General features: G+C 58.8%; 19 protein-coding genes and 2 pseudogenes. 15 read left to right on the forward strand and 6 right to left on the reverse strand.

The annotated features are described in order from the left end of the window. Positions 1-18: 18 nt before the first annotated feature. The 8 genes from ACSQ83_RS19070 to ACSQ83_RS19105 all read left to right on the forward strand — a co-directional run bounded on the left by ACSQ83_RS19070 (position 19) and on the right by ACSQ83_RS19105 (position 8,674). The gene (locus tag ACSQ83_RS19070; protein ID WP_436229206.1) at positions 19-1,233 is read left to right on the forward strand and encodes a xanthine dehydrogenase family Fe-S subunit; all 1,215 of its coding nucleotides are present in this window, start codon (positions 19-21) and stop codon (positions 1,231-1,233) included. A 99-nt stretch (positions 1,234-1,332) separates the two neighbouring features. Then, the gene (locus ACSQ83_RS19075) at positions 1,333-2,298 is read left to right on the forward strand and encodes an amidohydrolase family protein (protein WP_436229207.1); all 966 of its coding nucleotides are present in this window, start codon (positions 1,333-1,335) and stop codon (positions 2,296-2,298) included. Between the two features lie 58 nt (positions 2,299-2,356). Next, positions 2,357-3,109, forward strand: coding sequence for a maleate cis-trans isomerase family protein (locus ACSQ83_RS19080; protein WP_436229208.1), 753 nt, complete (start codon positions 2,357-2,359; stop codon positions 3,107-3,109). Between the two features lie 31 nt (positions 3,110-3,140). Further along, complete coding sequence (locus ACSQ83_RS19085) at positions 3,141-3,995, forward strand: alpha/beta fold hydrolase (protein ID WP_436229209.1); 855 nt, start codon at positions 3,141-3,143, stop codon at positions 3,993-3,995. Between the two features lie 56 nt (positions 3,996-4,051). After that, positions 4,052-5,086 (forward strand): 2,5-dihydroxypyridine 5,6-dioxygenase, encoded by a 1,035-nt coding sequence (locus ACSQ83_RS19090; protein ID WP_436229210.1) that lies wholly within the window; start codon positions 4,052-4,054, stop codon positions 5,084-5,086. A gap of 9 nt (positions 5,087-5,095) precedes the next feature. Continuing rightward, positions 5,096-5,719: an N-carbamoylsarcosine amidohydrolase gene (locus ACSQ83_RS19095; RefSeq protein WP_436229211.1), complete on the forward strand. Its 624-nt coding sequence runs from the start codon at positions 5,096-5,098 to the stop codon at positions 5,717-5,719. A gap of 181 nt (positions 5,720-5,900) precedes the next feature. Then, positions 5,901-7,496 carry an MFS transporter gene (locus tag ACSQ83_RS19100; RefSeq protein ID WP_436229212.1) on the forward strand — a complete coding sequence of 532 codons (1,596 nt, stop codon included), beginning with the start codon at positions 5,901-5,903 and terminating at the stop codon, positions 7,494-7,496. Positions 7,497-7,582: 86 nt separating this feature from the next. Next, positions 7,583-8,674 carry a porin gene (locus tag ACSQ83_RS19105; RefSeq protein WP_436229213.1) on the forward strand — a complete coding sequence of 364 codons (1,092 nt, stop codon included), beginning with the start codon at positions 7,583-7,585 and terminating at the stop codon, positions 8,672-8,674. A 33-nt stretch (positions 8,675-8,707) separates the two neighbouring features. On the opposite strand, the gene ACSQ83_RS19110 is transcribed toward ACSQ83_RS19105, so the two are convergent. Next, on the reverse strand, positions 8,708-9,487 hold the full coding sequence (locus ACSQ83_RS19110; protein ID WP_436229214.1) for a MarR family winged helix-turn-helix transcriptional regulator: 780 nt from the start codon (positions 9,485-9,487) through the stop codon (positions 8,708-8,710). Positions 9,488-9,656: 169 nt separating this feature from the next. Between ACSQ83_RS19110 and ACSQ83_RS19115 the strand changes: the two genes are divergently transcribed. The 4 genes and pseudogenes from ACSQ83_RS19115 to ACSQ83_RS19130 all read left to right on the forward strand — a co-directional run bounded on the left by ACSQ83_RS19115 (position 9,657) and on the right by ACSQ83_RS19130 (position 14,730). Then, positions 9,657-10,931: an MFS transporter gene (locus ACSQ83_RS19115; protein ID WP_436229215.1), complete on the forward strand. Its 1,275-nt coding sequence runs from the start codon at positions 9,657-9,659 to the stop codon at positions 10,929-10,931. 95 nt (positions 10,932-11,026) lie between these two features. After that, positions 11,027-11,245, forward strand: a pseudogene (locus ACSQ83_RS19120) (XdhC family protein); the annotation flags it as partial. Positions 11,246-11,432: 187 nt separating this feature from the next. Then, on the forward strand, positions 11,433-12,893 hold the full coding sequence (locus tag ACSQ83_RS19125; RefSeq protein WP_436229216.1) for an ISKra4 family transposase: 1,461 nt from the start codon (positions 11,433-11,435) through the stop codon (positions 12,891-12,893). A 1,213-nt stretch (positions 12,894-14,106) separates the two neighbouring features. Then, on the forward strand, positions 14,107-14,730 hold the full coding sequence (locus ACSQ83_RS19130) for a type IV toxin-antitoxin system AbiEi family antitoxin domain-containing protein (protein WP_436229295.1): 624 nt from the start codon (positions 14,107-14,109) through the stop codon (positions 14,728-14,730). A gap of 493 nt (positions 14,731-15,223) precedes the next feature. On the opposite strand, the gene ampC is transcribed toward ACSQ83_RS19130, so the two are convergent. Both ampC and ACSQ83_RS19140 read right to left on the reverse strand, forming a co-directional pair. Continuing rightward, complete coding sequence (gene ampC / locus ACSQ83_RS19135) at positions 15,224-16,408, reverse strand: class C beta-lactamase (RefSeq protein ID WP_436229217.1); 1,185 nt, start codon at positions 16,406-16,408, stop codon at positions 15,224-15,226. A gap of 102 nt (positions 16,409-16,510) precedes the next feature. Then, complete coding sequence (locus tag ACSQ83_RS19140; RefSeq protein ID WP_436229218.1) at positions 16,511-16,915, reverse strand: cupin domain-containing protein; 405 nt, start codon at positions 16,913-16,915, stop codon at positions 16,511-16,513. Positions 16,916-17,099: 184 nt separating this feature from the next. On the opposite strand from ACSQ83_RS19140, the gene ACSQ83_RS19145 reads away from it, so the two are divergent. Together ACSQ83_RS19145 and deoA are read left to right on the forward strand one after the other, a co-directional pair. After that, positions 17,100-18,020, forward strand: coding sequence for a LysR substrate-binding domain-containing protein (locus ACSQ83_RS19145; RefSeq protein WP_436229219.1), 921 nt, complete (start codon positions 17,100-17,102; stop codon positions 18,018-18,020). Positions 18,021-18,060: 40 nt separating this feature from the next. Beyond that, positions 18,061-19,387 (forward strand): annotated as a pseudogene (gene deoA / locus ACSQ83_RS19150) (thymidine phosphorylase). On the opposite strand, the gene ACSQ83_RS19155 reads toward deoA, so the two are convergent. Beyond that, positions 19,384-20,040 (reverse strand): TetR/AcrR family transcriptional regulator, encoded by a 657-nt coding sequence (locus ACSQ83_RS19155; protein ID WP_414954427.1) that lies wholly within the window; start codon positions 20,038-20,040, stop codon positions 19,384-19,386. The pseudogene deoA and the gene ACSQ83_RS19155 sit on opposite strands and share 4 nt — an antisense overlap. Before the next feature lie 252 nt (positions 20,041-20,292). Here ACSQ83_RS19155 and ACSQ83_RS19160 point away from each other — a divergent pair, with 252 nt between their 5' ends. After that, on the forward strand, positions 20,293-20,691 hold the full coding sequence (locus tag ACSQ83_RS19160) for a DUF3331 domain-containing protein (RefSeq protein ID WP_436229220.1): 399 nt from the start codon (positions 20,293-20,295) through the stop codon (positions 20,689-20,691). Positions 20,692-20,704: 13 nt separating this feature from the next. On the opposite strand, the gene ACSQ83_RS19165 is transcribed toward ACSQ83_RS19160, so the two are convergent. Both ACSQ83_RS19165 and ACSQ83_RS19170 read right to left on the reverse strand, forming a co-directional pair. Further along, entirely contained in the window at positions 20,705-22,348 is a 1,644-nt protein-coding gene (locus tag ACSQ83_RS19165) for a tannase/feruloyl esterase family alpha/beta hydrolase (protein WP_436229221.1), read from the reverse strand. Positions 22,349-22,636: 288 nt separating this feature from the next. Then, complete coding sequence (locus ACSQ83_RS19170; RefSeq protein WP_436229296.1) at positions 22,637-23,497, reverse strand: LysR family transcriptional regulator; 861 nt, start codon at positions 23,495-23,497, stop codon at positions 22,637-22,639. Positions 23,498-23,503 lie beyond the last annotated feature (6 nt).

The following is a 23,503-nucleotide window of genomic DNA, read 5'->3' on the forward strand; positions in this document are numbered from 1 at the left end:
GAATCAACAGGAATTTGCATGTCCGTCATTGAACTTACCATTAACAACCGGGCAATCCGTGGCGATGTCGCGGCGCGCACGCATCTGGGCGATTTTCTTCGCGACAATCAGAACCTGACCGGCACTCACCTTGGATGCGAGCACGGCGTTTGCGGCGCGTGCACGGTCCTGGTAGACGGTGAACCGGTGCGCTCCTGCATCACGTTCGCAGTCGCCTGTGATCATCGGAAGGTTCGTACGATCGAAGGCTTCGACGACGATGAACTAATGAAGCGGCTGCGCCGGTCTTTCTCGTTTCATCACGGGCTGCAATGCGGCTACTGTACGCCGGGCATGCTGATTACCGCGCGCGATATCGTGCGGCGCTTTCCTGACGCTGACGAGGCGCGCATTCGACTCGAGCTCTCAGGAAACCTGTGCCGATGTACGGGGTACGTCGGTATCGTCAACGCGATCAAAGCCGTGCTTGTCGAGCTGAAGGAGAATCCGATAGCGGACGCTCCGCCGGCCCCAGTACGACAGGCGGCAGCACCGGTTGCCCAGCCGCAGGCAGCAGTCGAGTTTCAGACCTTCGCGGCTAATGCCACTACCCCTTCGAATGCACCTGCGCGCGCATCGCAGCATGATGCGGCGTCGCCGGTTTCAAACGTCCAGCCGACGGGTGCACGCAAGGGCTGGACCGCGATCGACGACAGCTTTGTCGTGCCGTTTCCGCTCGAGAAGGTCTGGGCGTTCATGGGCGACCTGCCATCTGTTACCGCGTGTCTTCCGGGCGCCGAATTGATCGAGCACGACTCGGAAAAGGTGAAGGGGAAGATCGCCATCAAGTTTGGTCCGATGTCAGCGAATTTCGCCGGCGCGGCGCGCCTTGAACGCGATGACGCCGGGCACCGTGCAGTGATGCGTGGGGCCGGGCAGGACAACATCAGCCGCTCGAAAGCAAATGGCGACGTGACCTACGCGTTGAGCGATGAGGCGAAGGGGACGCAGACGCGTGTTGCAGTCACGCTCGAATATATGTTGCAGGGACCCCTGGCTCAGTTCTCGCGCTCGGGCCTGGTTAAAGACTTCGTTCGCCGGATGATTGCTGACTTTGGCGCTCGGATCACAGCGCAACTTGGCGGCGGCGAGATATCCGACTCCGGCGCATTGTCCACAAAGTTCAACGTCGGCAGCCTGGTGTGGAGTGTCGTCTGGGGCCGCATAAAACGGCTCTTTGGCCGGGGTGAATAAATGTTGTCGCGACAATAGTGGCCGACGCGGTTTTCGTTCGCCGAGCACGCTATGTCGCGCCCTTAGTATCAGTATGCTGATGAAAAATTGGAGTGTCACGTGAGTAATCGAATCCGCAAGATCGCACTGGAAGAACACTTCTCGACGCCCGGCTTCCAGGGCTATTCAAAAAGCTTTACCCAGCACATCGCGGCTGACGTACTGGCCGATCTCGCCGCGCGCCTGACTGATTTCGATGAACAGCGAATCGTCGAGATGAACCGTGCTGGGATCGATTACACCATCCTGTCCCAGACAGGGCCGAGCGTGCAAGGTGAGACCGATCCGGCCGTGGCAATCGTCCGCGCCAGGGAAAGCAATGACTTCCTGGCGAAACAGATTGCACGTCACCCGACGCGCTTCGGCGGTTTTGCCACGCTGCCCATGCACACACCCTCGGGCGCAGTGGACGAACTGACCCGCACGGTTCGTGAGCACGGTTTCAAAGGCGCGCTGGTCAATGGGCACACCCTGGGAACGTACTACGACGACCGCGCGTACGACGTTTTCTGGGAGCGGATGCAGGAACTCGATGTGCCGCTGTATCTGCATCCTACGGATGCCTATGTAATGCCAAAGGTGTTCGACGGTCATCCCGAGTTGACGGGCGCCGCATGGGGGTGGGGCGTGGAGACGGGCAGCCATGCGTTGCGGCTCCTCTTCGGCGGGGTCTTCGACCGCTTCCCCGGGCTGAAGGTCATCCTGGGCCATATGGGCGAAGGCTTGCCGTATCTGCGCTGGCGATTTGATAGCCGTTTCGCTGTTTATTCGCACGGAATTCGTCTTGAGCGCGCGCCGTCAGAGTACATCGGAACGAACATCACGATCACCACGTCCGGCGTGTGCTCGGCGCCTTCGTTGCTTGGCGCGATTGGCGAAATGGGTGCTGAGGCGGTGATGTTCTCAGTGGACTACCCGTACGAATCGACCGCGACTGCTGCCGACTTTATCGAGCAGGCGCCGCTCGACGACCAGGTCAGACACCTTGTATGCCACGGTAACGCTGAACGCATCTTCAAGCTGTGATGCCGGGCCTGCTGCCACGAGCACCCGTACGTAACGTCAAATTGATCTGGAGTTAGCAATGACAAAGCAATATCGAATTGGTCAGATTGTGCCGAGTTCGAACACGACAATGGAGACGGAGATTCCGGCGATGCTGCTCGCCCGCCAGATGATCCGTCCCGAGCGTTTTACGTTCCATTCCAGCCGCATGCGCATGAAGAAAGTGGTCAAGGAAGAGCTGGCTGCAATGGATGCGGAGTCGGACCGCTGTGCGCTCGAGCTGAGCGATGCGCGCGTGGATGTGCTGGGCTACGCGTGTCTGGTCGCGATCATGGCGATGGGGCATGGTTATCACCGCGTATCGCAGAAGCGCCTGCACGAGCGCACCGTCGAGAATGGCGGGACGGCACCGGTCATCACCAGCGCCGGCGCCCTCGTCGATGCGCTGAAGGTCATTGGCGCGAAGCGGATCGTGGTCGTTGCGCCCTACATGAAGTCGCTGACTGAACTGGTGGTCGACTATGTCCGCAATGAAGGATACGAGGTGCTCGATTACCGTGCGCTCGAGATTCCCGACAATCTCGATGTGGGCCGCCACGACCCGAGGCTCTTGCCTGGCATTGTGACCCAGATGGACACATCGCAGGCCGATGCGATCGTGCTCTCGGCCTGCGTGCAGATGCCGTCGCTGGCGGCGGTGGCCAAGGTCGAGGCGATGACGGGCAAGCCGGTCATCACCGCCGCGATTGCGACCACTTACGCGATGCTCAAGCAGCTCGATCTGGAAGCGGTCGTGCCGGGTGCCGGTGCGCTGCTGTCGGGTGCTTACTAACGTGCCGACCTTTGATCAATCCGGGACCCGTATGAGCGCAGCATCGACCTTCCTCCATGGCGGCAACGTCCCCGCGAACGGGATCCGCCAGCACTACCTGCGCTACGGCGGCGCCACGGGTGCGCGGGCCGAGCGTGACCCCGTGATCATCGTGCCGGGCATCACCAGTCCCGCGGTAACGTGGGGTTTCGTTGGCGAGCACTTTGGCACGACATTCGACACCTACGTGCTCGACATACGCGGCCGGGGCCTGTCCTCGGCATCGGACACGCTCGACTACAACCTGGACGCGCAGGCCGCGGACCTAGTCGCGTTCGCCCAGGCGCTGGGGCTGACACGCTACAGCGTGGTGGGCCATTCAATGGGTGCACGCATTGGCGTACGCGCCGCCCGTACGCAGCCTGAGGGTCTGGCGCGGCTGGTCATGGTCGACCCGCCGGTGTCGGGCCCGGGGCGCCGTTCGTATCCGTCGCAGTTGCCCTGGTACGTCGACTCGATGCGCCTGGCGCGTGAAGGAACGGATGCGGAAGGCATGCGCACGTTCTGTCCCACCTGGACCGATGAGCAAAGGCAACTGCGTGCGGAGTGGCTGCACACCTGCGACGAGCGCGCGGTGATCGCGAGCTTCGAAGGCTTTCATACCGACGATGTGCATGTTGACTTGCCGCATGTCGGCGTGCCCGTCATGTTGATGACCGCCGGACGCGGCGATGTAGTTCGCCCCGAGGACATCGAGGAGATCCGCACGCTGGTGCCGCAGATGGTGCACTCGTACGTATCCGATGCTGGACACATGATGCCGTGGGACGACGAAGCCGGCTTCTATCGCGCGTTCGGCGAGTTCCTCGGCGCACCGTTTCCGGCGCCGGCTGCCTCCCGGGTCTGAGCCCGCACGAACTGGCGAAGCACTTCGCCTGATGCACCTTTTTTAAGGAGACCTCTATGCCAGTCAGCGACTACCAGATGATTGAAGCGTGGAAGCAGGTGTTAACGCTTTCACGGCTCGAGGCGGGCCAGACCGTCACGATTCTCACGAGTGCCGGGACCCACCCGCAAACGCTCTCGACCGCGCTGATCGCCACGCAGTCGATGGGCGCGATCGTCAACCGGCTAGACCTGCCTCCGGTGAACGGCGAGAAGGCACTCAGCCGTGATCCGCTCGCGTACCTTGGCACGACGCCGCTCACGGGGAACCCTGCAGCGATCGCCGCACTCAAGGCGAGCGACCTAGTGCTGGACTTGATGACGCTGCTGTTCTCGCCCGAGCAGCTCGACATCCTGAAGACCGGCACCAAGATTCTGCTCGCGGTCGAGCCGCCCGAGGTGCTCACGCGGCTTGTGCCAAGTCTGGCCGATAGAGAGCGGGTATTGGCTGCCCAGGCGCGTATCAATCGTGCCCGCGAGATGCACATCATCTCGGCCGCCGGGACGGACTTTCACTGCCCGATAGGCGAATTCGAGGCGACTGCGGAATACGGTTTCGTCGACGAGCCGGGCCGGTGGGATCACTGGCCAAGCGGCTTTGCACTGACGTTCCCGGACGAAGGTCGTGCCTATGGGCGCATCGTGATCGACCGCGGCGACATCCTGCTGCCGCAGAAGAGCTACGTTCAGGACCGTATTGAACTGACCGTCGAGAATGGTTTTGCCACCCGGATCGAGGGCGGTATGGATGCGGACCTGCTCAAAGAGTACATGGCCACCTTCATGGACCCCGAGGCGTACGCGATCTCGCACATCGGTTGGGGTCTGCAGCCTCGTGCGCACTGGTCGACGCTGGGTTTATACGATCGCGAGGCGACCATCGGCATGGATGCACGCGCCTTCGAGGGCAACTTCCTGTTCTCGCTGGGACCGAACAATGAAGCGGGCGGCAAGCGCACGACGACCTGTCACATCGATATCCCGCTGCGACATTGCGACGTGTTCCTCGATGGTGAAGCGATGGTGCGCAATGGCCGCGTGCTGGATAAATAAGGAATCCGTATGTCCAATGAACTTGATACCTACCAGCGTCAGAGCTTCGGCTCGACGCTCGAGCCTAAGGCGCCGGTGGGTCTGCTCATCGTTGATTTCGTCAATGGCTTTGCAGACCCCGAAGTGTTTGGCGGGGGCAATATCGCGCCGGCCATCGAGCGCACCGTGCCGCTGCTGGCACACGCGCGTGAGCGCGGTTGGCCTGTCGCGCACACGCGCATTGTGTTCGCCGACGATGATGCGGACGAGAACATCTTCACGCTGAAGGTGCCGGGTCTGCTCACGCTCAAGGAGCATGCGCACAACAGCGCCATCGTGCCGCAACTTACGCCGCGCGAGGGCGAACTGGTGGTGCGCAAGACGGTGCCCTCGGCGTTCTTTGGCACGTCGCTCGCCGCGTGGCTTGCGCAGCGCGGCGTGCAGACGCTGGTGATTGCCGGTGCAGTGACCAGCGGCTGTGTGCGCTCAAGCGTGGTTGATGCGATGCAGTACGGCTTCCGCCCGTTCGTGCTCTCCGACTGCGTGGGCGACCGCGCTATTGCTCCTCACGACGCCACCCTGTTCGACATGGCGCAAAAATACGCGGCCGTGATGACCCAGGACGAAGCACTGGAAGTACTCGGAGATTTGTAGAAAAAGCATAGGGAGAGGGGTGGAGGGGCACCTTGGGAAAGCATGCCTGATTGCCCTCGATTACGCCTCTCCAGCGGCAGCGTGCGGTGCGTCGGGGTCCGCCAACGCCCCGGCACCGTCGCGCGGAATCTAACTATAACTAAGTCGCAGTGGCACATTAGCCGTGCGTCATGGAGTGAGAATGGACATTTCGACGTCTGAGCCGTCGAGGCGCGGTGTTACGCGGCACGAACTTACGCTTATCGTTGCGTCGTCATTCGGCGCCTTGCTCGAATGGTACGATTTTTATATCTACGCCGCTCTCGCCGGCACATTCAGTACGTTGTTCTTTCCGAGCGGCAATGACACCACGGCCTTTCTGGCCAGCCTCGCAACGTTCGGTGCGGGGTTTCTCGTACGACCGCTTGGCGCGTTGTTCTTTGGCCGGCTAGGTGACCGGATCGGCCGGAAATATACCTTTATGGCAACCATCGTTCTGATGGGCGTCGCGACCGTTGGTGTCGGGCTCCTGCCTTCGTTCGCAAAAATTGGCATGCTGGCGCCGCTGCTGCTGGTCTGCCTTCGGCTGTTGCAAGGTTTTGCGCTAGGTGGTGAAACGGGCGGAGCGGCAACTTACCTGGCCGAACATTCCCCGGCTGGTCGCCGTGGCTTCTATACGAGCTCGCTGCAAACCACCGCAACGCTTGGATTGCTGACATCCATCGCAGTTGTTAGTGCGAGCCGCGCGCTAATGGACGATGCATCGTTTCAGAGTTGGGGGTGGCGTGTGCCTTTCCTGGTCTCGCTGGTGTTGTTGGTGATCTCCGTTTACCTGCGTACCAAACTAGCGGAATCACCGACATTCCAGAGCATGAAGCACGCGGGAACGCTGTCGAAATCGCCAATTAGCGAGAGTTTCGGCAAGTGGGAAAACCTGAAATACGTGCTCATCATGCTGTTCAGCACGGCTTCCGGCGTGGGCGTCGTGTTCGGGACCGGGCACTTCTACTCGATGTATTTCCTCCAGAACACGCTAAAAGTCGCACCCAATACGGTGAACCTCTATCTGGCTATTGCGCTGGTATGTGTTTTTCCGTTCTACCTGATCTTCGGCTGGCTTTCGGACCGCATCGGCCGCAAATGGATCATGATGGCGGCCTGCCTGCTGCTCGCGGCAACGACGCAGCCCATCTTTCACGCGCTGACCCACTACGCAAATCCAAAGCTTGAAGCTTTTCAGAATAGCTCGCCCGTCATCGTTCACGCGGACGACTGCCACTTCTCGCTTTTCTCGGCACCAAAAACCGATTGTGACCGTATCCGTTCTTTCCTGAGCGCATCAGGCGTCTCGTACCAGCAAACGCCACTGCAAGCAGGGGAGTCGGCCACTACCAGCATTGGCGGCGCTACGGTGCATGGCAGCGACCGGCACGACATGGAGAAGGCATTGCTCGCAGCAGGCTGGGTGCAGCATGCTGACCCGGCGCAGATCAATGCTCCTATGGTCGTCTTCCTGATGTGGCTGCTGATCGTGTACTTGGCGATGGTCTACGGCCCGATGGCGGCGTTCATGGTCGAATTATTTCCTGCGCGAATCCGCTACACGTCGCTGTCGCTTCCATTCCATCTCGGGTCCGGCTGGTTTGGCGGAATGCTGCCGTTCGTTGTCTCAGCAATGGCAGTCGCGAACGGGAACGTTTACTTCGGCCTCTGGTACCCGATTGTGATTGCAAGCATCTCTCTCATCGTCGGCGTGCTCTTCGTTCCCGAAACGTTCCGCCGGGACATCTCGCAGTAGTCAAGGTATCCACCTGTCGCGAAGCATCTTCCCATGCAACCGCGCCTGGGGAGGGCTTCGCCTAACTTCATATATAGGGTTTAGCGATGAAAGCACCATGGGCCGTTGCTGCGACGGCATGTTCGTTCGCGGCTGCCATTCCGGCAAATGCGCAGTCTTCAGTACAGCTCTGGGGAGCACTGGATGCCGGGGTCACAATGGTCACCAACCAAAAGGGTGGTCACAACTACGCGATGGACAACGGCATCGCGATGCCGAACCTGTGGGGTCTGCGCGGCACCGAGGATCTTGGCGGCGGTAACAAGGCAATTTTTGAATTGACCGACCAGTTCAATCTTGGAACCGGCGCAATCTTCCCCACGAACGGTGGCGGTCTCTTTAGCCGCAACGCGTATGTGGGGCTATCCAATGACCAATACGGAAAATTGACGTTCGGCGAGCAGTACGATTTCATGATCGACGCATTGCTGCGTTTTGATAACTCCGTCTACATTGCAGGGCTGTATGGCTTTCGCGAGGGTCCGTTCTCGGGCTTGGGCATCCCCGGAAATCCCTCTGGAAACGCGAATTTTGACCGTATGTCTGGCACTGCTATCTCCAACTCGGTGAAATACACGACGCCAACGTACGATGGATTCTCTGCCGGCGCGCTGTACAGCTTCGGCGGCGTGCCCGGCGCAATCGCGCAGAACGACGGTAAGAGCGTTGGAGCAAATTACGCAAATGGCCCGTTTTCGGCCGGCTTGGCATACACGTACCAACGGTACGCACAACTCGCTAACGGGATGGCGGGGATCAGAAATTTCGGCGCCGGCGGGGAGTACAAGTTTGGGCTGGCGGCAGTCAGTGTGCTGTACACGAACACGAAAAACACCGCGAATAATGCAACCATTAACGTGTACCAGGTCGGAACCCGATATCAGTTCACGCCTGCTCTGTCAGTCGGCGGAGATTACGAGCTGATGAAAGGTAACGCTGTGCTTGCGAGTGACAAGGCAAACCAGTTCTCGCTCGGCGTTCGTTATTCGCTTTCCAAAGGCACGGTCGTGTATACGGAAGCCGTGTACCAGAAAGTGAGTGGTGACAACAACCCGCAGGCTTGGATCATGGCGGTATCGAGCGCGTCGAGCAACGACAAGCAATTGCTTATGCGCTTGGGGATATTGCATCGGTTCTGAGCGAGCAGGTTGTCGGCACGAGGTGCCGGTCACTCAGTCGAAGTGCTTGAGCAGTGTGCGGCCGTACTGGTTATTACCCTCGACCAGTTGCATCATCATGCGGACGAATTCAATTCGCTCGTTTGGATTCAGCGGTGCAAGAAACTGTACCTGTGCTTCGCGCATGCTTTCATACATATCGTTCATCACGCGGCGGCCCTTACTACTGATATTCGCAATTTTTTGACGTCCATCAATGGGGCTGGGCTCTCGCTTGACGAGCCCACGTTCCTCAAGACGCCGCAGAACGTCGGCCATCGTAGTGCGGTCGACTCCCACTTCAGCGCACAGTGACGTCTGGTCGAGTCCGGGACGCTCGCTCAGGGTCGTCAGCAACCCGTACTGAACCGGAGTGATTGCGAAGTCCTTGCAGCTTTCAAAAAACAGCGCGAGGTGGATCTGATTGAGGCGCCGGATCAGGAAGCCTGGTCGCTGCCACAAGTGACCGGTCTCTATCGTCGATCCTGAAACGGCGGTCTTTTTTTCGACAACTGTGCCCATATTCATCCTTTCTGAAAGGTCATTCTTCGGAACAAGTGTAACCGCTGTCTGCCGATGGCTTCTTATAGCTGTCGCATCGCGCGGAAAGGAGAGATCAAAATCTGTTTGCCTGCTGTCCCAAGTGACGAATAGAGGGAAAACCACTGTTGCATTCGGATTTTTTTCGAGATAAAACGTATCTGTCAGTACACTGATGTTTTCCTGGCACGTCGTCAGGCTTGCACCGTCGGCAGATATTTTCCTAATTTTAAAAGTTAACTTAAGAAACGTCACGCAAAGGATTTCGGCTTTTATATTGTCAGTATGCTGAATAAATGAAATATGTTCAGTGTGCTGATGATGAAAGTTGGTAGTTTTGCCAGACGTAAACTTCTACATGTTTGGAGCCAGAATGAGCGCAACCCCTACCCAATCGAATGAGGCTGTCCCGAGAGGGCAGTCGATGTCGTGGAACGACATCAAGACCCTGACACTGGCCTCGCTGGGCGGTGCGCTCGAATACTACGATTTCATCGTCGCCGTGTTCTTCACGAAACTGCTCGCCACAGTGTTCTTTCCTCCGCATACACCGGAATGGCTCGCACAGTTGGAAGTGTTCTGTATCTTCGCCGCCGGCTATCTTGTGCGCCCAATTGGGGGCATCTTCTTCGCCCACTTCGGTGACCGGATCGGGCGCAAGAAGATGTTTGCGCTGAGCCTGTTCCTGATGGCGTTCCCGACCCTTCTGATCGGTCTTCTTCCGAGCTATGCGACGCTCGGCATGGTCGCGCCGCTACTGTTCCTGCTGTGCCGGATGCTCCAGGGCCTGTCGGTGGGTGGTGAAGTGCCGGGCGCCTGGATCTTCTGCTCTGAGCACGTGCGGCGTGACCGCGTGGGGCTTGCGTGCGGTTTGCTGATGTCGGGCCTGTGCACCGGGATTCTGCTCGGTGCGCTAAGTGCGAAGTTCCTGATGGGCAATCTCGACGCTGAGAGCCTCAAAAGCTGGGGCTGGCGGGTGCCGTTCATCGCCGGCGGTATTTTCGGCCTGATCTCCGTCTACCTGCGCCGCTATTTGCAGGAAACCCCGGTCTTCGAGGCACTCAGAGCCAAGCGTGTAGTTGACTCGCGCATGCCTCTGTCGGTTGTGCTCAAGGAGCACCGCGGCGCAATTGGCGTATCGTTTTTGGCCACGTGGGTTTTCTCGGGCATCTTCGTGCTGTATTTCCTCTACACGCCGACGTTCCTGCAGTCGCAGTTTCACTATGAGGCGAAAGCTGTCTTCACCAACAACTCCTGGTCGATCTTGGGGCTGATCATCGGCAGCACGGTCGCAGGCTGGGCCGCAGACAGGATTGGCGGTGGCAAGGCTTACGCGCTGGGTAGCCTTGCCATGCTGGCGGTAACGGGCGCCTTCTACTTCGCACTGACTTCCGGAAGTAGCGCGGTGTGGCCGCTCTATATCACAGGCGGCTTCCTGATCGGTACTATCACGCTCGGGCCGTACATCATTGTGAAAAGCTTCCCGCCTGAAGTCCGCTTCACGGGCTTTGCCCTGTCGTACAACACTGCTTACGCCATCTTTGGCGGGACTGCGCCCGTAGTGGCCTCATACATGGTGGGCCGCCAGGGCATCCTCATGGCGCCCGCCTGGTATATCGCCGCACTCTGTGTGCTCGGCGTCATCATCGGCCTCACCTGGCGCGCCCCGGTCCACGCCGACGTCGCGTTGCGACATTGAGATAGGGGCGGCATGGGCAGAGAGCGTTTCCACAGTGTTTTCTGAATGACACTCCGTCTTTGTCGCACCCCGGGACTCCCACGCAAGCCTTGATCATGGACAGCGTAGACCTTGAAGTGTTGAAGAGCAGTGCGCAGTGGATTGAAGCAGGAGGTCGCGCGCTGCTTGTCACTGTGGTCAAAACCTGGGGATCATCGCCGCGGCCAGAGGGGGCGATGCTGTCTGTCCGTGAGGACGGACAGGTAGTCGGTTCGGTGTCAGGTGGGTGTATCGAAGACGATCTGATTGATCGTGTGCGCCGGCGTGGTAGAGAGTGAACCAAACCGTGGGAGGCCATTTCCGTCGACACGACGGCCGCCATAGACGGCAAGACGGCGGCGTACCCGATGGGATATGCCGCTTGAAATCTGCGAAGTTTCCACCGAGAAGAGCCCAGCAAGGCCCCGCGGCACGCTCGCTGTATCAGCACGCTGGCGACGTTGCCAACTGATTGGAGTTGCTATGCGACTGATCATCGAGGCCCGCTTGGAGGCGGGGGAAACGAGTGAGACTAAAGCGACGACCGTTGCTGTGGTGGAACGAAAGGACCGGAGCGTCGCCGACCTGGGACTTACACTTGCCGAAGGCCGCGCCTTGCTCGCTGAGGTTCAATCGTTGCTGGTGTCAGAGCAGACTGCTGGGTGGATGGAAAGCCAATTGGCTTGCGATCGTTGTGGCTCGACGCTGGCGCACAAGGATGCCCGGTCGATCGTGGTGCGAACCGTGTTTGGCAAAGTCGACGTGCCGAGTCCGAGGCTTTGGGCGTGCAACTGCGCGGCAAAGCAAGGTCAACCGCGCCGCTCAGTGAGTCCGCTGTGTAAGGCCGTTCGCCAGCGGGTGACGCCGGAATTGGAGTACCTCCAGGCCAAGTGGGCCGCCCATCTACCTTACCGTCAGGCCACTGAGCTGCTTCGAGAGGTCCTTCCGCTGGACAAAGGGATTTCCTTCGGCAGTACTCGCCGTCGAATCCTCGCCGTCGGTAGCGCGCTGGACGCGCAGATCGAGCGCGATATCGCGTCTGGACCAAAAGCGCTCAGCGAAGAGCAGGTCCGCGAATCGACCACCGTAGGCTGCGTGAGCGTCGACTCGGCTTGGCTGAGCTTCAGCAGCAGCCCCAAGACCCGCAAAGCGGCGCGCGACCTTGCGGAGCTGAAATCGCCTTGGGCGCAGAACTTGCCGCGGGATCGACATGTCAACATCGTTGCGGGCCGTGCAACTCTTGCTGATCGCACCCCGCGTCTCTACGCGTACGTGCATAAGCTGGTGCCATCGGCGCCCGCGCGGCTGGACCAATTTCTCTTTGCAAGCGGCGTGGCTCCAGACGAGCGAGTCACCGTGATCAGCGATGACGCTGGCGAATTTGGCAAGGCTGTGGACGGCAGCCAGCTCGCCAGGGGAAGGATCCTGGACTGGTTTCACATCGCGATCAAGTTCAAGGCTGCCAAGAACTCGGTGTTAGGAAGCCAGACGATTGAGCCCGAAGAGCGAATCGCTGTGGAGACAGAGATCGATCACGCCAAGTGGCTGGTTTGGCATGGAAAGGGCCGACAATCCGTTTTCCGCATCAAAGCCCTGGACGCCACGCTGCTGGCAAGGGAAGGCTATGAGCACTCGACGTTGTACTGGAACCTGCGCCGCCTGTACTTCTACATCGAGCACAACACCGGTACGCTGGTGAACTATGGAATGCGCTATCACAAGGGGCTACCGATCAGCAGCAGCATTGCAGAGTCCGCGGTGAACCTGGTGGTCAGCCATCGCATGGCGAAGAAGCAACAAATGCGATGGACGGACGAGGGAGCGCATTGTCTGGCACAGGTCAGAGTTGCTGTTCTCAACGAAGAATTTTCGGTTAAGAAACTTGCCGTGTTGTCCAAGACTTCTGCAGCTCAAAACTCGCCGAATGCGCGCCGAGCGGCGTGAATTGAACTCCCACGGTTTGGTTCACTCTCACGCACTGCGCGCGGCCAACGCAGCGTATGCCCAGGAGCTCGATGCCCTTCGGCGCCAACTCGGCACGGCGCCTAAGACCGCTTCAAGGGCGACGATGCGGCGCGCCGATGCCGTCAGAAAGGGAAATTCAGCGGTTCGCAAGACGCGCGTATTGAAGGATCCGGCAGGATGAGTGAGGGCACCCTGATGCGTTACGATGAGTGCGCGTCGCCAGCAAGTCAGGGCAGTAATAATGCGTGAAGGCGGACAATCTGATGGATCTCGGCGAGTTGCGTTCTGAACTATGCAGCGCTCTTTCTCGAAGTGTTCGATTGCGTCCATTTCCTTGTATGACTCATGCGCACTGACGGAAGACTTCAGACGTAGTTGCAAGGATTTTATAAAGCCAGATACGCGAGCCAAAACGTAGAACGATTTAAACGACCAAACATGAGCAAATCGTCGCAGAAGAAAGATACCGTCCGCCCATCGCGCGATGGGCACGAATATCACGAAGCGTGGACGGCCCGAATGGCGATGCAGCTGCTGGCCGGCAAAGACGGGATGATTGGCATCGCAGTGGAAGGGATGGAGCCTGGGGACGAAGCCTCTGCAGCACAAGAGGCGGTAGACGTTGCTGACCTAACGCTTTACTACGGCAAATCCGCGAGCTTCGATGCCGCGGATGCCGTATCGATTGTGCAATTCAAGTACTCGCCTATTCGGCAAGATGTTGAATTCCGGGCGAGCGATGCGAAGAAGACCGTGACGAAATTTGCTATCGCCTATTCCAAGTCGATCGAGAAGTATGGCGCTAGTGAAGTTGAATCAAAACTCCGGTTTGAATTAGTCACCAATCGCCCGATATTCAAGGCTCTCGTTGAGGCGATAGAGGGTCTTGCAAACGGCGTGCGGCTATCTGAAGAAGTCGAGGAACAGGCTAGACAACTAAAGGTCGCCACCGGGCTCGGCGGTCAAGTGCTAGCTTCTTTCATGAGGAAGCTGGTGATCGTCGGTAGCTCGGACAGCCTCACAACGACGAAAAGCGATTTGGCCATGCGGCTCGTCGACTGGACGGCCGGCTCGGATCTGCGCGCAAAAGCACTGCTTGGATCGATGCGGCAGATGGTGCGCGACAAGGCAGGCGGGAAGGGCGCCGGACAGAACGTGATCCGACTGACGGACGTCCTTGCTACTTTGGAAATTGCACAACCCGAAGATCTGCTTCCGTGCCTATCTGCTCAAGGGAGATTTCCTGACAACGGAGGGAATCCTCAAATATCTGAGTCGGCACAGTCCGGGGCTCCATGTCGGCGGAAAGACCGCTCTCGATTGGCAAGGCGTGCGCCACAATATCGCGTTCCGGCCTCGGATCACGTTATGGGGAATACAGGCTTATCGCTTTCCACGGTGGGTCGAACAGCATATGCCTCATACGTATCAGACGACGCGGCTGTTTGATGACAAGTTCTCGCTGTCAGAAAATGTGAGACCTCCGCCTCTGAAAAGTCCGTCTGTTCTGGTTTCTATACCCGAGCTTGCGCTCCTTGAACTCGCCAGCGACATTGGCAAGCGAGGCGAAAAGGGACAATCTTTGGGGGAGGCGGTGGATCTAGCTGATTCGCTCCGTAATCTACGTACCGATCGCCTCATCGGACTTCTTCGGCGCTGCACGCGAGTCAAGGTGGTCAAGCTTGTACGCGACCTCGGCGAGAGCAGTGGACATGATTGGGGCCGCGACTTACAGGACATCGTGGATGCATTGAGTTCGGACCGGCGCTGGTCGAGGCTGGGAAAGGTCGGGCGACGGCTTACCCTGAAGCCGTGACGTTCCCTCAGAAAAAAGCTCACGCATCGACATGCGTGATCGTCCCATTGGTGTTCATCGCCCACGCTCCACACGTGCTTGCCTGGCAATGAAACTACGCCCAAACCCGACATTTCTATTTAGCGGAAACGCGACATCTGAACTTGGGACCTACACATCAAATGTTGATAATTTATGTTATGTCAAATACAAAATCGACATCCTTAAACATGCCTTTTGACGCCGCAACCCCACAACTTCTCGCCTCGAACAGTCGAACCGTGCCGTAAGCAGCACGGTCCTCACAGCGTCCTCGAGCCCGCGGCTTCCCACGGTTTTAGTCGAAGTGAATATATCGCGTGATCCTGTCGTATCTAGCCGATCGAAAACATCTGCTGGACGGAAGCGCGGCTTTGGAGTTCCCAGCTCCAAGACGACTCCACAGTCGCTCACACGTTCCGCCCACGCTCCAAGCCGCTGAACAATCATCCAACCAACCTACGCAGAAAGTCGCTCAGTTCTTAGACCTTATCTGCCCGCCAAGCCGCGTCAGTATCTGATACGCAGCAGTCACCCGTTGAGCGATGGGGTAATTCTTATTAGCGAGCATGACAATCCCCAATCTCCGCGCAGGAACAAAAGCGACGTAAGTTGCAAAACCATTAGTCGACCCAGTCTTGTTGATTAACGCATTCGCTTGCGGCTGCAGCGGAGGGTTAATTGCAGTCGCTTTCGTCGCTTGATAAGCCATGGCGTCGGAATTACCCGCCAGCAGCGTTTTCAGTTCCACGGGATACGGATACTGTTCCCATATCAGGTCCTGTGTGATTTCACCCGCCTTGAAATATCCGGTATGCGTGTCGTTGATCGCGCGCTGCAGATCGCTGTCAATCTTAATCATCTGCATGTTGGCAGCCACAAATCGAATCATGTCTGGCGCACTGGCTTTGATTCCATATGCTTCCGAAGAAAGAGCGCCCACACTCAGCCTGATCGGAGCGCCCTGCTTCGTGTAGCCTTGCGCATAGTCCTTCATCTCCGCCGGCACATTGATATAGCTGTGCGTTATTCCGAGCATAGGGAATAATTTCTTTTCGATAGCTTCATCGAAAGGCTCATTCATGCTCTTCGCGGCGATCATGCCCAGCATGCCAATACTCGGGTTCGAATACACCCTGTAGCTGCTGGGAGCGTAAGACGGTTTCCACTGCCGGAAATAATCCATCAGTTGATCGTCATTGTGAACAGCATCCGGCACCTGCAACGGCAAGCCGCCGGCGGTGTGCGTGCCCAGATTCAGCAAACTGACGCTATCAAAGTGGCTACCGCGCAGAGACGGCAAATATTTGCTGGTGCTGTCAGTCAACGCAAGGTTGCCCTTGACCTGAGCGTAAGAAGCCAACGTCGCCGTAAACGTCTTGCTAGCTGACCCAATCTCGAAAAGAGTTTTATCGGTAATCGGTTGCCGGGTTTTCAGTGATGCCACACCGTAGTTATAAACGTAACTCTCGCCATTGACGATCACTGCGACCGCCATGCCTGGAATCTGATTTTCCTGCATTAGCGGACGTATCACGCCGTCCATCACAGCAGCGATCTCTTTTCGTTTGTGACTACTTTCCCCGTATGTACTGGAAGCAATAAAGCAGGACAACACCAAAGTTGAAATCAAAAGGCGTTTGAAAAAACAGCGACGCATGCAATCTCCTTGTTAATAGCTTGGATACAGGGCGAAAATTATCTCGACCTTTCACATTGAAAATTGGATATTTTGAGCACCGCGTGAGCCAGGCATTAGCGCTTACCTAGGAAAACTGACGTTAAACGGCTTCCCGGGCGTGGACACCCAGGTTGCAATAACTGTCGCGCCTTGGAACCCAGCCTTGGTGACGTGAATCGCATTAGCCGGGATCTGGAAGCTTCCTCCCGCGCGAATGACTTTCGTCGGTTGGCCTTGTACCTGCAAGATTATCTCGCCTTTCACGACGTAGCAGACCTCGGGTCCCGTCGCCATGTGGCGCGGTTTTTCGGCTCCAGGCGGAAACTCGGACATTCCCATTCCCATCTCGCGATTTGTCCCGTTCACATTGACTCTTTCCAGCACCTGCGTCTCCTTCGCAGAGGGCGCCGCATAGGCGGTCGTCGCAGATTGCATTGCAATCAACAAGGCGCCAAGAACCCTGGGAGCAGAAAGACGCAATTTCACAAGTGTTCCTTCAGTTCAAAATCGAAACCACAACGACTGCAGCGGATCCAGAAAGGGTCATTGACCCCTGCTCTGCCGAGTAGATTCATGGGCGGAAATAACCAGTGCCGAGCAGAATATCGTCTCTTTGCGAGTCCTCTACAAGCGAGCATAATTTCTGTTTGGGTAAAGAAAAACTAATGTCATGTCCTCTATTCGTCCTCATCTTCCGTTGAACGCCTTGCGCGCATTCGAATCGTCGGCACGGCACCTCAGCTTCACGCGCGCTGCGCTCGAACTCAACGTGACGCAGGCTGCCGTCAGCCAGCAAGTTCGAATGCTCGAAGAGCGGCTCGGAACCACGCTGTTCAAACGTCTACCGCGTGGACTCGGCATGACCGACGAAAGCCGCGCCCTCCTCCCCGTCCTGAGCGACGCATTCGGTCGCATCGAGGGCGTGCTCAAGCAATTCGAGGGTGGGCATTTTCACGAAGTGCTGACGGTCGGCGTGGTCGGGACTTTCGCGGTCGGCTGGTTGCTGTCACGGCTCAAATCGTTTCGCGAGACACATCCCTTCGTGGAGTTGCGGCTCTTGACCCATAACAATCTGGTCGACCTCGCAGCCGAGGGACTGGATTTTGCAATCCGCTTTGGCGATGGAACCTGGCCTGCGACACACAACGTCATGTTGCTCGACGCTCCGCTGACCGTGCTTTGCGCACCCGACATTGCAAGAAGGCTTGCCACGCCGTGTGATCTTGCTAAGGAGACCTTGCTTCGTTCGTATCGCACCGACGAGTGGACTGGCTGGTTCAGCGCGGCCGGGCTCGATCCATGGTCGGTCAATGGTCCGGTTTTTGACTCGTCGCGCCTGATGGTGGAGGCCGCCGTACAAGGCGCCGGGATCGCACTGGCACCGCCTGCGATGTTTGCCCGTGAACTCCAGGCAGAATTGCTCGTTCGCCCTTTCGATACCGAAGTCAGAACGGGCAGCTACTGGCTATCATGGCTGAAATCGAAGCGCATGTCGCCCGCCACTGAATTGTTCCGTCACTGGATTGTCGCGGAAGCCGCCGATGGAACGACGGCCGAAAGTACGAGTACGAAAGAATCCCCGGCAATTTGACTGACCATTCGACCGTGACCCTCCTCCGAAGGAACCAGCCATGTTCTTGCCACAGGAAATCGTTCGTAAAAAGCGCGATGGACAAGCGCTCTCGCAGGAGGACGTCGCCGGTTTCGTGCGTGGCATTACCGAGGGCAGCGTAACCGAGGGGCAAGTCGCTGCCTTCGCGATGGCCGTGTATTTCAACGACATGAGCATCGACGAACGCGTGGCGCTCACGCTCGCACAGCGCGATTCGGGACAAGTGCTGCAATGGCGTTCGTTCGATCTGCCGGGTCCCGTTCTCGACAAGCATTCGACGGGTGGCGTCGGCGACCTGACGTCGTTGCTGCTCGGTCCTATGGTCGCGGCCTGCGGCGGCTTCGTGCCAATGATCTCCGGCCGCGGCCTCGGTCACACCGGCGGCACACTCGACAAGCTCGCCGCGATTCCCGGCTACAACATCGCGCCCGACGTCGATGTATTTCAGCGCATCGTGCGAGACACCGGCGTCGCGATCATCGGTCAAACGGCGCAATTGGCGCCTGCCGATCAGCGAATCTACGCCATCCGCGACATCACCGCGACGGTCGAATCGGTCGCCATGATCACTGCATCGATCCTCTCGAAGAAGCTCGCAGCGGGTCTCGAAGGCCTGACGATGGACATCAAGGTGGGATCAGGTGCGTTCATGCCGACCTACGAGAAATCGGTTGAACTGGCGAGAAGTATCGTCGATGTGGGTAACGGCGCCGGGTTGAAGACAACCGCCGCGCTGACCGATATGAACCAGCCGTTGGCGTGCTGCGCGGGCAACGCGCTGGAGATCCGGTGCGCGCTTGACTACCTGGCGGGGCGCGTTCGACCGGCGCGTCTACATGACGTCACGCTCGCGTTGGCCGCACAGATGCTCGTGCTCGGCGGTCTCGCCAATGATCTCGCTCAGGCTCGGGTAAAACTGAATGCGGTACTCGACTCGGGCGCTGCCGCGGAACGATTCGCGCGGATGATCAGCGCATTAGGCGGCCCGAGTGACTTGCTCGAAGTGCCCGATCGTCACTTGGGACATGCGCCAGTTGTCTTGCCCGTTGCCGCGCTGCGTGCGGGGCGTGTTGCGCATATCGAGCCGGGCAATGGGTCTGACCGTCGTTGGCCTGGGTGGCGGACGGCGCCGCCCCGAGGACAAAATTGATTATCAGGTCGGTTTGACGGAACTCGTCGAGCTTGGACAGCATGTCGATGCCGGCCAGCCGCTTGCGGTTGTGCACGCTCGGGACGTGGCGGCCGCACAAAGCGCCGCGAGCGAAATTCAGGCCGCGTATTCGTTCGCGGAGAACGGTCTGGCCGTGCCGCCGACCGTGTATTGCCTCATGGACCAGCCGCTTTAAAGCATGCTCAGCGCGGTGGCCAGTACCGTCTCTTTGAACTTCACCGGGTCTTTCGGCAGCGGTGAAAATACCGCCAGCAGGTGACTGTACGACACCGTCTTGCCAACGCCATTAGTTAGCATCGCGAACAATACATCCGGGTCGTTGGGCGGCAGTTCACCTGAATCGATTGCATCGGCGAGAAGGGGGACAAACACATCGTGGTAAGGACGCAGAAGACGGTCCATCAGTACATCCAGCCGCTCTCCCTGCTCGGTTGCCGTTGTCGAAAAAAATATCCCGACATCCGGATCGCTGAACACCTTGTCGATAAAAAGCGCCAGCGCCCGCTCGACGCGCTGACGTTTCGTCAGATCAGAAGTACGTAGCTTCCCCGTAGCTTCGATCATGGGTGTGGCATGCAGCGCTATCTGCTCGACAACTGCGATCCACAACGCCTCTTTCGAGCCAAAGTGATGCGAAATGAGCGCTGGATCCACACCCGAGTCCCGTGCGATTTCACGCACACTCGTCGACTCAAACCCGCGCTTGACGAACGCCTGCCGCGCGCTTTTGAGCAATGCGTCGGAGCCGGCGATCTCGCTGCAAGCGGGGCGTCCGCGCGAGCGTTTCTCCTTGCCGGCTTGCATTGGGCGTGAGGTTGAAGCTGTCATGATTCGATCCGAATTCTAAAGCTGTAAGGTGGGCCCGAAGTGTAACCGACGCAACGTGCCCTGCTTCTGCATCGATTCACGCGGCGTTTGACATCGACCGCCTGAGTGCCTACTATCTCACTAATTCATCACTCGTTGAATAATATTCCGTAACAGACGCTTCGCGCAATCGCCATTCAGCATGACGCGGTTGCCTCGTCGTGAGGCCGGGGATGCCCGGCTGTCCGGAATTTCTTGTAAAGGAAAGGTGAGATGCTCAAGCAACATGCCAGTGCATGGTCTCAAACCGTCGCGTTACTCGACAACACACGCGCCCAGCAAGCCGCCGATGAAGCCACACGAATTGCCCGGCGGCGCCCGGCAAAAACCATCTGGGCCGATCACGCAGCATTGACGGTCAGCGTAATCGAACTTCCCACTCCACGCACTGCCACGGTCTCATGGTGCGACCCCCTTTCAGGCTATTACGGGCATCAGACATGGCGCGTCGCATTGGCCAAGCAAGGTGGCGAATGCGTGGTCAGCGGCAAGTCCATCAAGCGGGGTGATTTCATCTATCGGCCGGCAACTTGTCAGCCACCGCCTGGCAATGCGGGCGCAATGATCATCGCGTCAGAGCTGGTGCCGCAAGGCACGAGCAGTCACTCATAACGTAAGCGTCCGCTCACGGGTTCTCGCATCGAAAACTCGCGGCGTTGTTGATGTTGCCCTTACCCATGTACCTCGGGTAACCGGGATAACGGCACAGCGGCCGGGTCCGGCCATTGGTCGCGCTCGCTATGTCGGTCCCGACCAGCGTCTCCGGCGCGATGTTCATCGTGACCCACCGGTCGAGCGCGCCCAGTTCGTCCCACGCGGGAATGAACACGCCGTTGCCATGCTGGAATCCCGGCACCATGTAAAGCCGCATGAAGGAATCGACAATACTCTGACCGTACTTCTCAACCAGCGATTCGTAGAAAGCGATGGTCTGGTTCGGGCTGATGACCTCATCGGCGAGACCGTGCATGGTGATCAGCTTGCCGCCGTGCCCAAAGAACGCTGACATGTCCGGGTTCATCGCCCCGACCGTCGCCGACAAATCGATCAGGCGAGACTTGTAGGTTTCCGGATTGTTGATGTCGAAACCGAGCGTGTTGAAGCGCAGGTCATGCGAGACGAAGTACTTCATGTAACTGTCGCCTTGCGCGAACAGATAGCCGTTGGCGTCGAAGCTTAACGGCTGCGTGAGCGCCGATGAATTGCCGAGTCCCAGACCGCTCGAAAAATCCACGCCCTGGAACACGTTGTAGCCGTAGTACTTCGTGACCCCATAGGCAAGTTCATACGGCAGCGTAAAACCATCGCGCAGAACCTCGAGCGTCGCAAGCTGCGCCTCGGACAAGCAACTGTCCCGTAAGGTTGGCCGTTGCCCGTTTGCGCATCGCAGTTGCGCGATGATTTGCGGTTCGCGTTCGCGGCAGGCCGCAACGTCCGAGACGATGCCGTCCACCACGCCGTCCAGCCCGTCGCATTCGTGCAGCACGGTTTCCACCACGCGTTTTTGCTGCACCGGTCCCACAAAACCACCGGGCGTCCCATACGCCGCCTGCCCTACTTTTACGCCCATCAGCCGCACGCCCGAAAAGTTGATCGCCGGTGCGTTGGCGATCACGCCGTCGTAGTCGTCGGGATATCTTTCGATCACCGTGAACGCTTCGCGGCCGCCGGTCGAGCCGCCGGCAAAGTAGGTTTGCTCGGGCTTGCGCCCATAGCCCATGATGATCAGCGCGAGCGCGACGTCATGCGTTTTCTTGAGATGACCGTATCCGAAGTTAATCACTGCTTCGTCGTTCATCGCGAAATCGGCGCGACCGGAATTCCCGACATGGCCGGAATCCGACCCGAAGGTCGCGTAGCCGTTGGCCAGCGGCGAAGCGTAAGGCGCAAAAGCCGTAGGCTCAGTGCCGCTCACGATCACGCCGTTATAACCACCGCCGCCCATCTGCAAAGCGCGACCGTTCCAGCGAGCCGGTAAATTCACTTCGAAGCGGATATCGGGCGTGGTGTCGAGTTGGGCCTTGATGACGCCGACCAGCCGGCAGTACTCGCCATTGCGGTTTTTCGGCGCGGCGGCCGCCACCACTGACGCGCTCAGGATGGTGGCGCCCCGGGTAGGCAAACCGATCACCGATGCCGGCACCGACTGGCCTTCCAGTTCGGCGCAATGCTTGACGACGTACGACGCGGCGCTCGCGTGGGTGCTGCACGCGAACAAGGCGGCAAAGAGAAGGAATGCACGCAGAAAAGGGGTTGTAGCTTGGGGCATCGCCTAATGAGTGAATTGCTGCGGTGCCTGACTGCAATCAGCTGCTATGCCAGGATTGGAGCGAAAAGCGGACAGCGCGTTCTTTACGGCACATTTGCCGCACAATTTCGCCGCACAATATATAAGAAGCGTCTTATTCGCAGAAATCCGATTGCCCTGGTTCGTTGCGTTTGCACAACCGGACGGCACGGTTTGCGCTTCGGCACTGCAGCGCAATTGATCCGATGAAACCCGCCCGCTTGTGTCAGCCGTTGCTGCACGCGCCATGCCAGGCCGGGCAACAGCCCCTTATTCGCCCGCCCATTCGCCCCTCAGATCGCTGTTCTGCAGAATTTCCAGCAATGTTTCGGCCGGGCGGCTCAAATGCTTCGCGCCCAACGCGATGAATTCGACCATCGGTAATTCGGGCAGCGCCGCGCGATTCACCGGCGGCGAAAGTCCTCTGCCCGCGAGGGAATGAGACCGCACGGTGAGCCCCAGCCCACCGCGCGCGGCGGCAATGCACCCCGCATACGAACTGCTCGTGCAGACCATTTGCCAGCGCGCGCCGACCGCGGCCAGCGAGTCTAGAACCACGGCGCGCGTGACGCTCGGCTCGGCGACGAGAATCAGCGGCAGCGGTTGCTCGAGGTCCACCTCGGTCCCCGTGAGCCCAAGCCATTCGAGTTGTCCAGAAAACAGCGGAATGCCGCGTGGATCTCCAATGCGCCGTTTGCCGATCAGCAAATCGATCGACCCTGCATCCAGCAACTCGTAGAGCCGCCCCGTCATGCCGATAGTGATTTCCAGTTCGACATCGGGATGGGTCCGGCGAAATGCCGCCAGCACGCTGGGTAAAGGGCCGAGTGCGAGATCGTCGGAGGAACCCAGGCGCACGCGGCCCCTGAGGCGCGGCGAGCGGAACTGCAACTCGGCGTGGGTCATCGCGTCCAGGATCATACGCGCGTGGACCAGCATGGCTTCGCCGTCCGCGGTGAGCGCGAGCGAATGGGTATCGCGTACGAGCAGCCGGCGTCCGACGTGTTCCTCCAGCCGCCGGATGTGCTCGCTCACGCTGGATTGCGTGAGACGGAGCTGGCGCCCGGCATCGGTAAAACTATGCGACGCGGCCACCGTCGCGAACGTGTTCAGCCAAACTGGATTGAGCATCATGCA

Source organism: Caballeronia sp. LjRoot29, from assembly GCF_964252755.1.
In the GTDB taxonomy this organism is placed as follows: Bacteria; Pseudomonadota; Gammaproteobacteria; order Burkholderiales; family Burkholderiaceae; genus Caballeronia.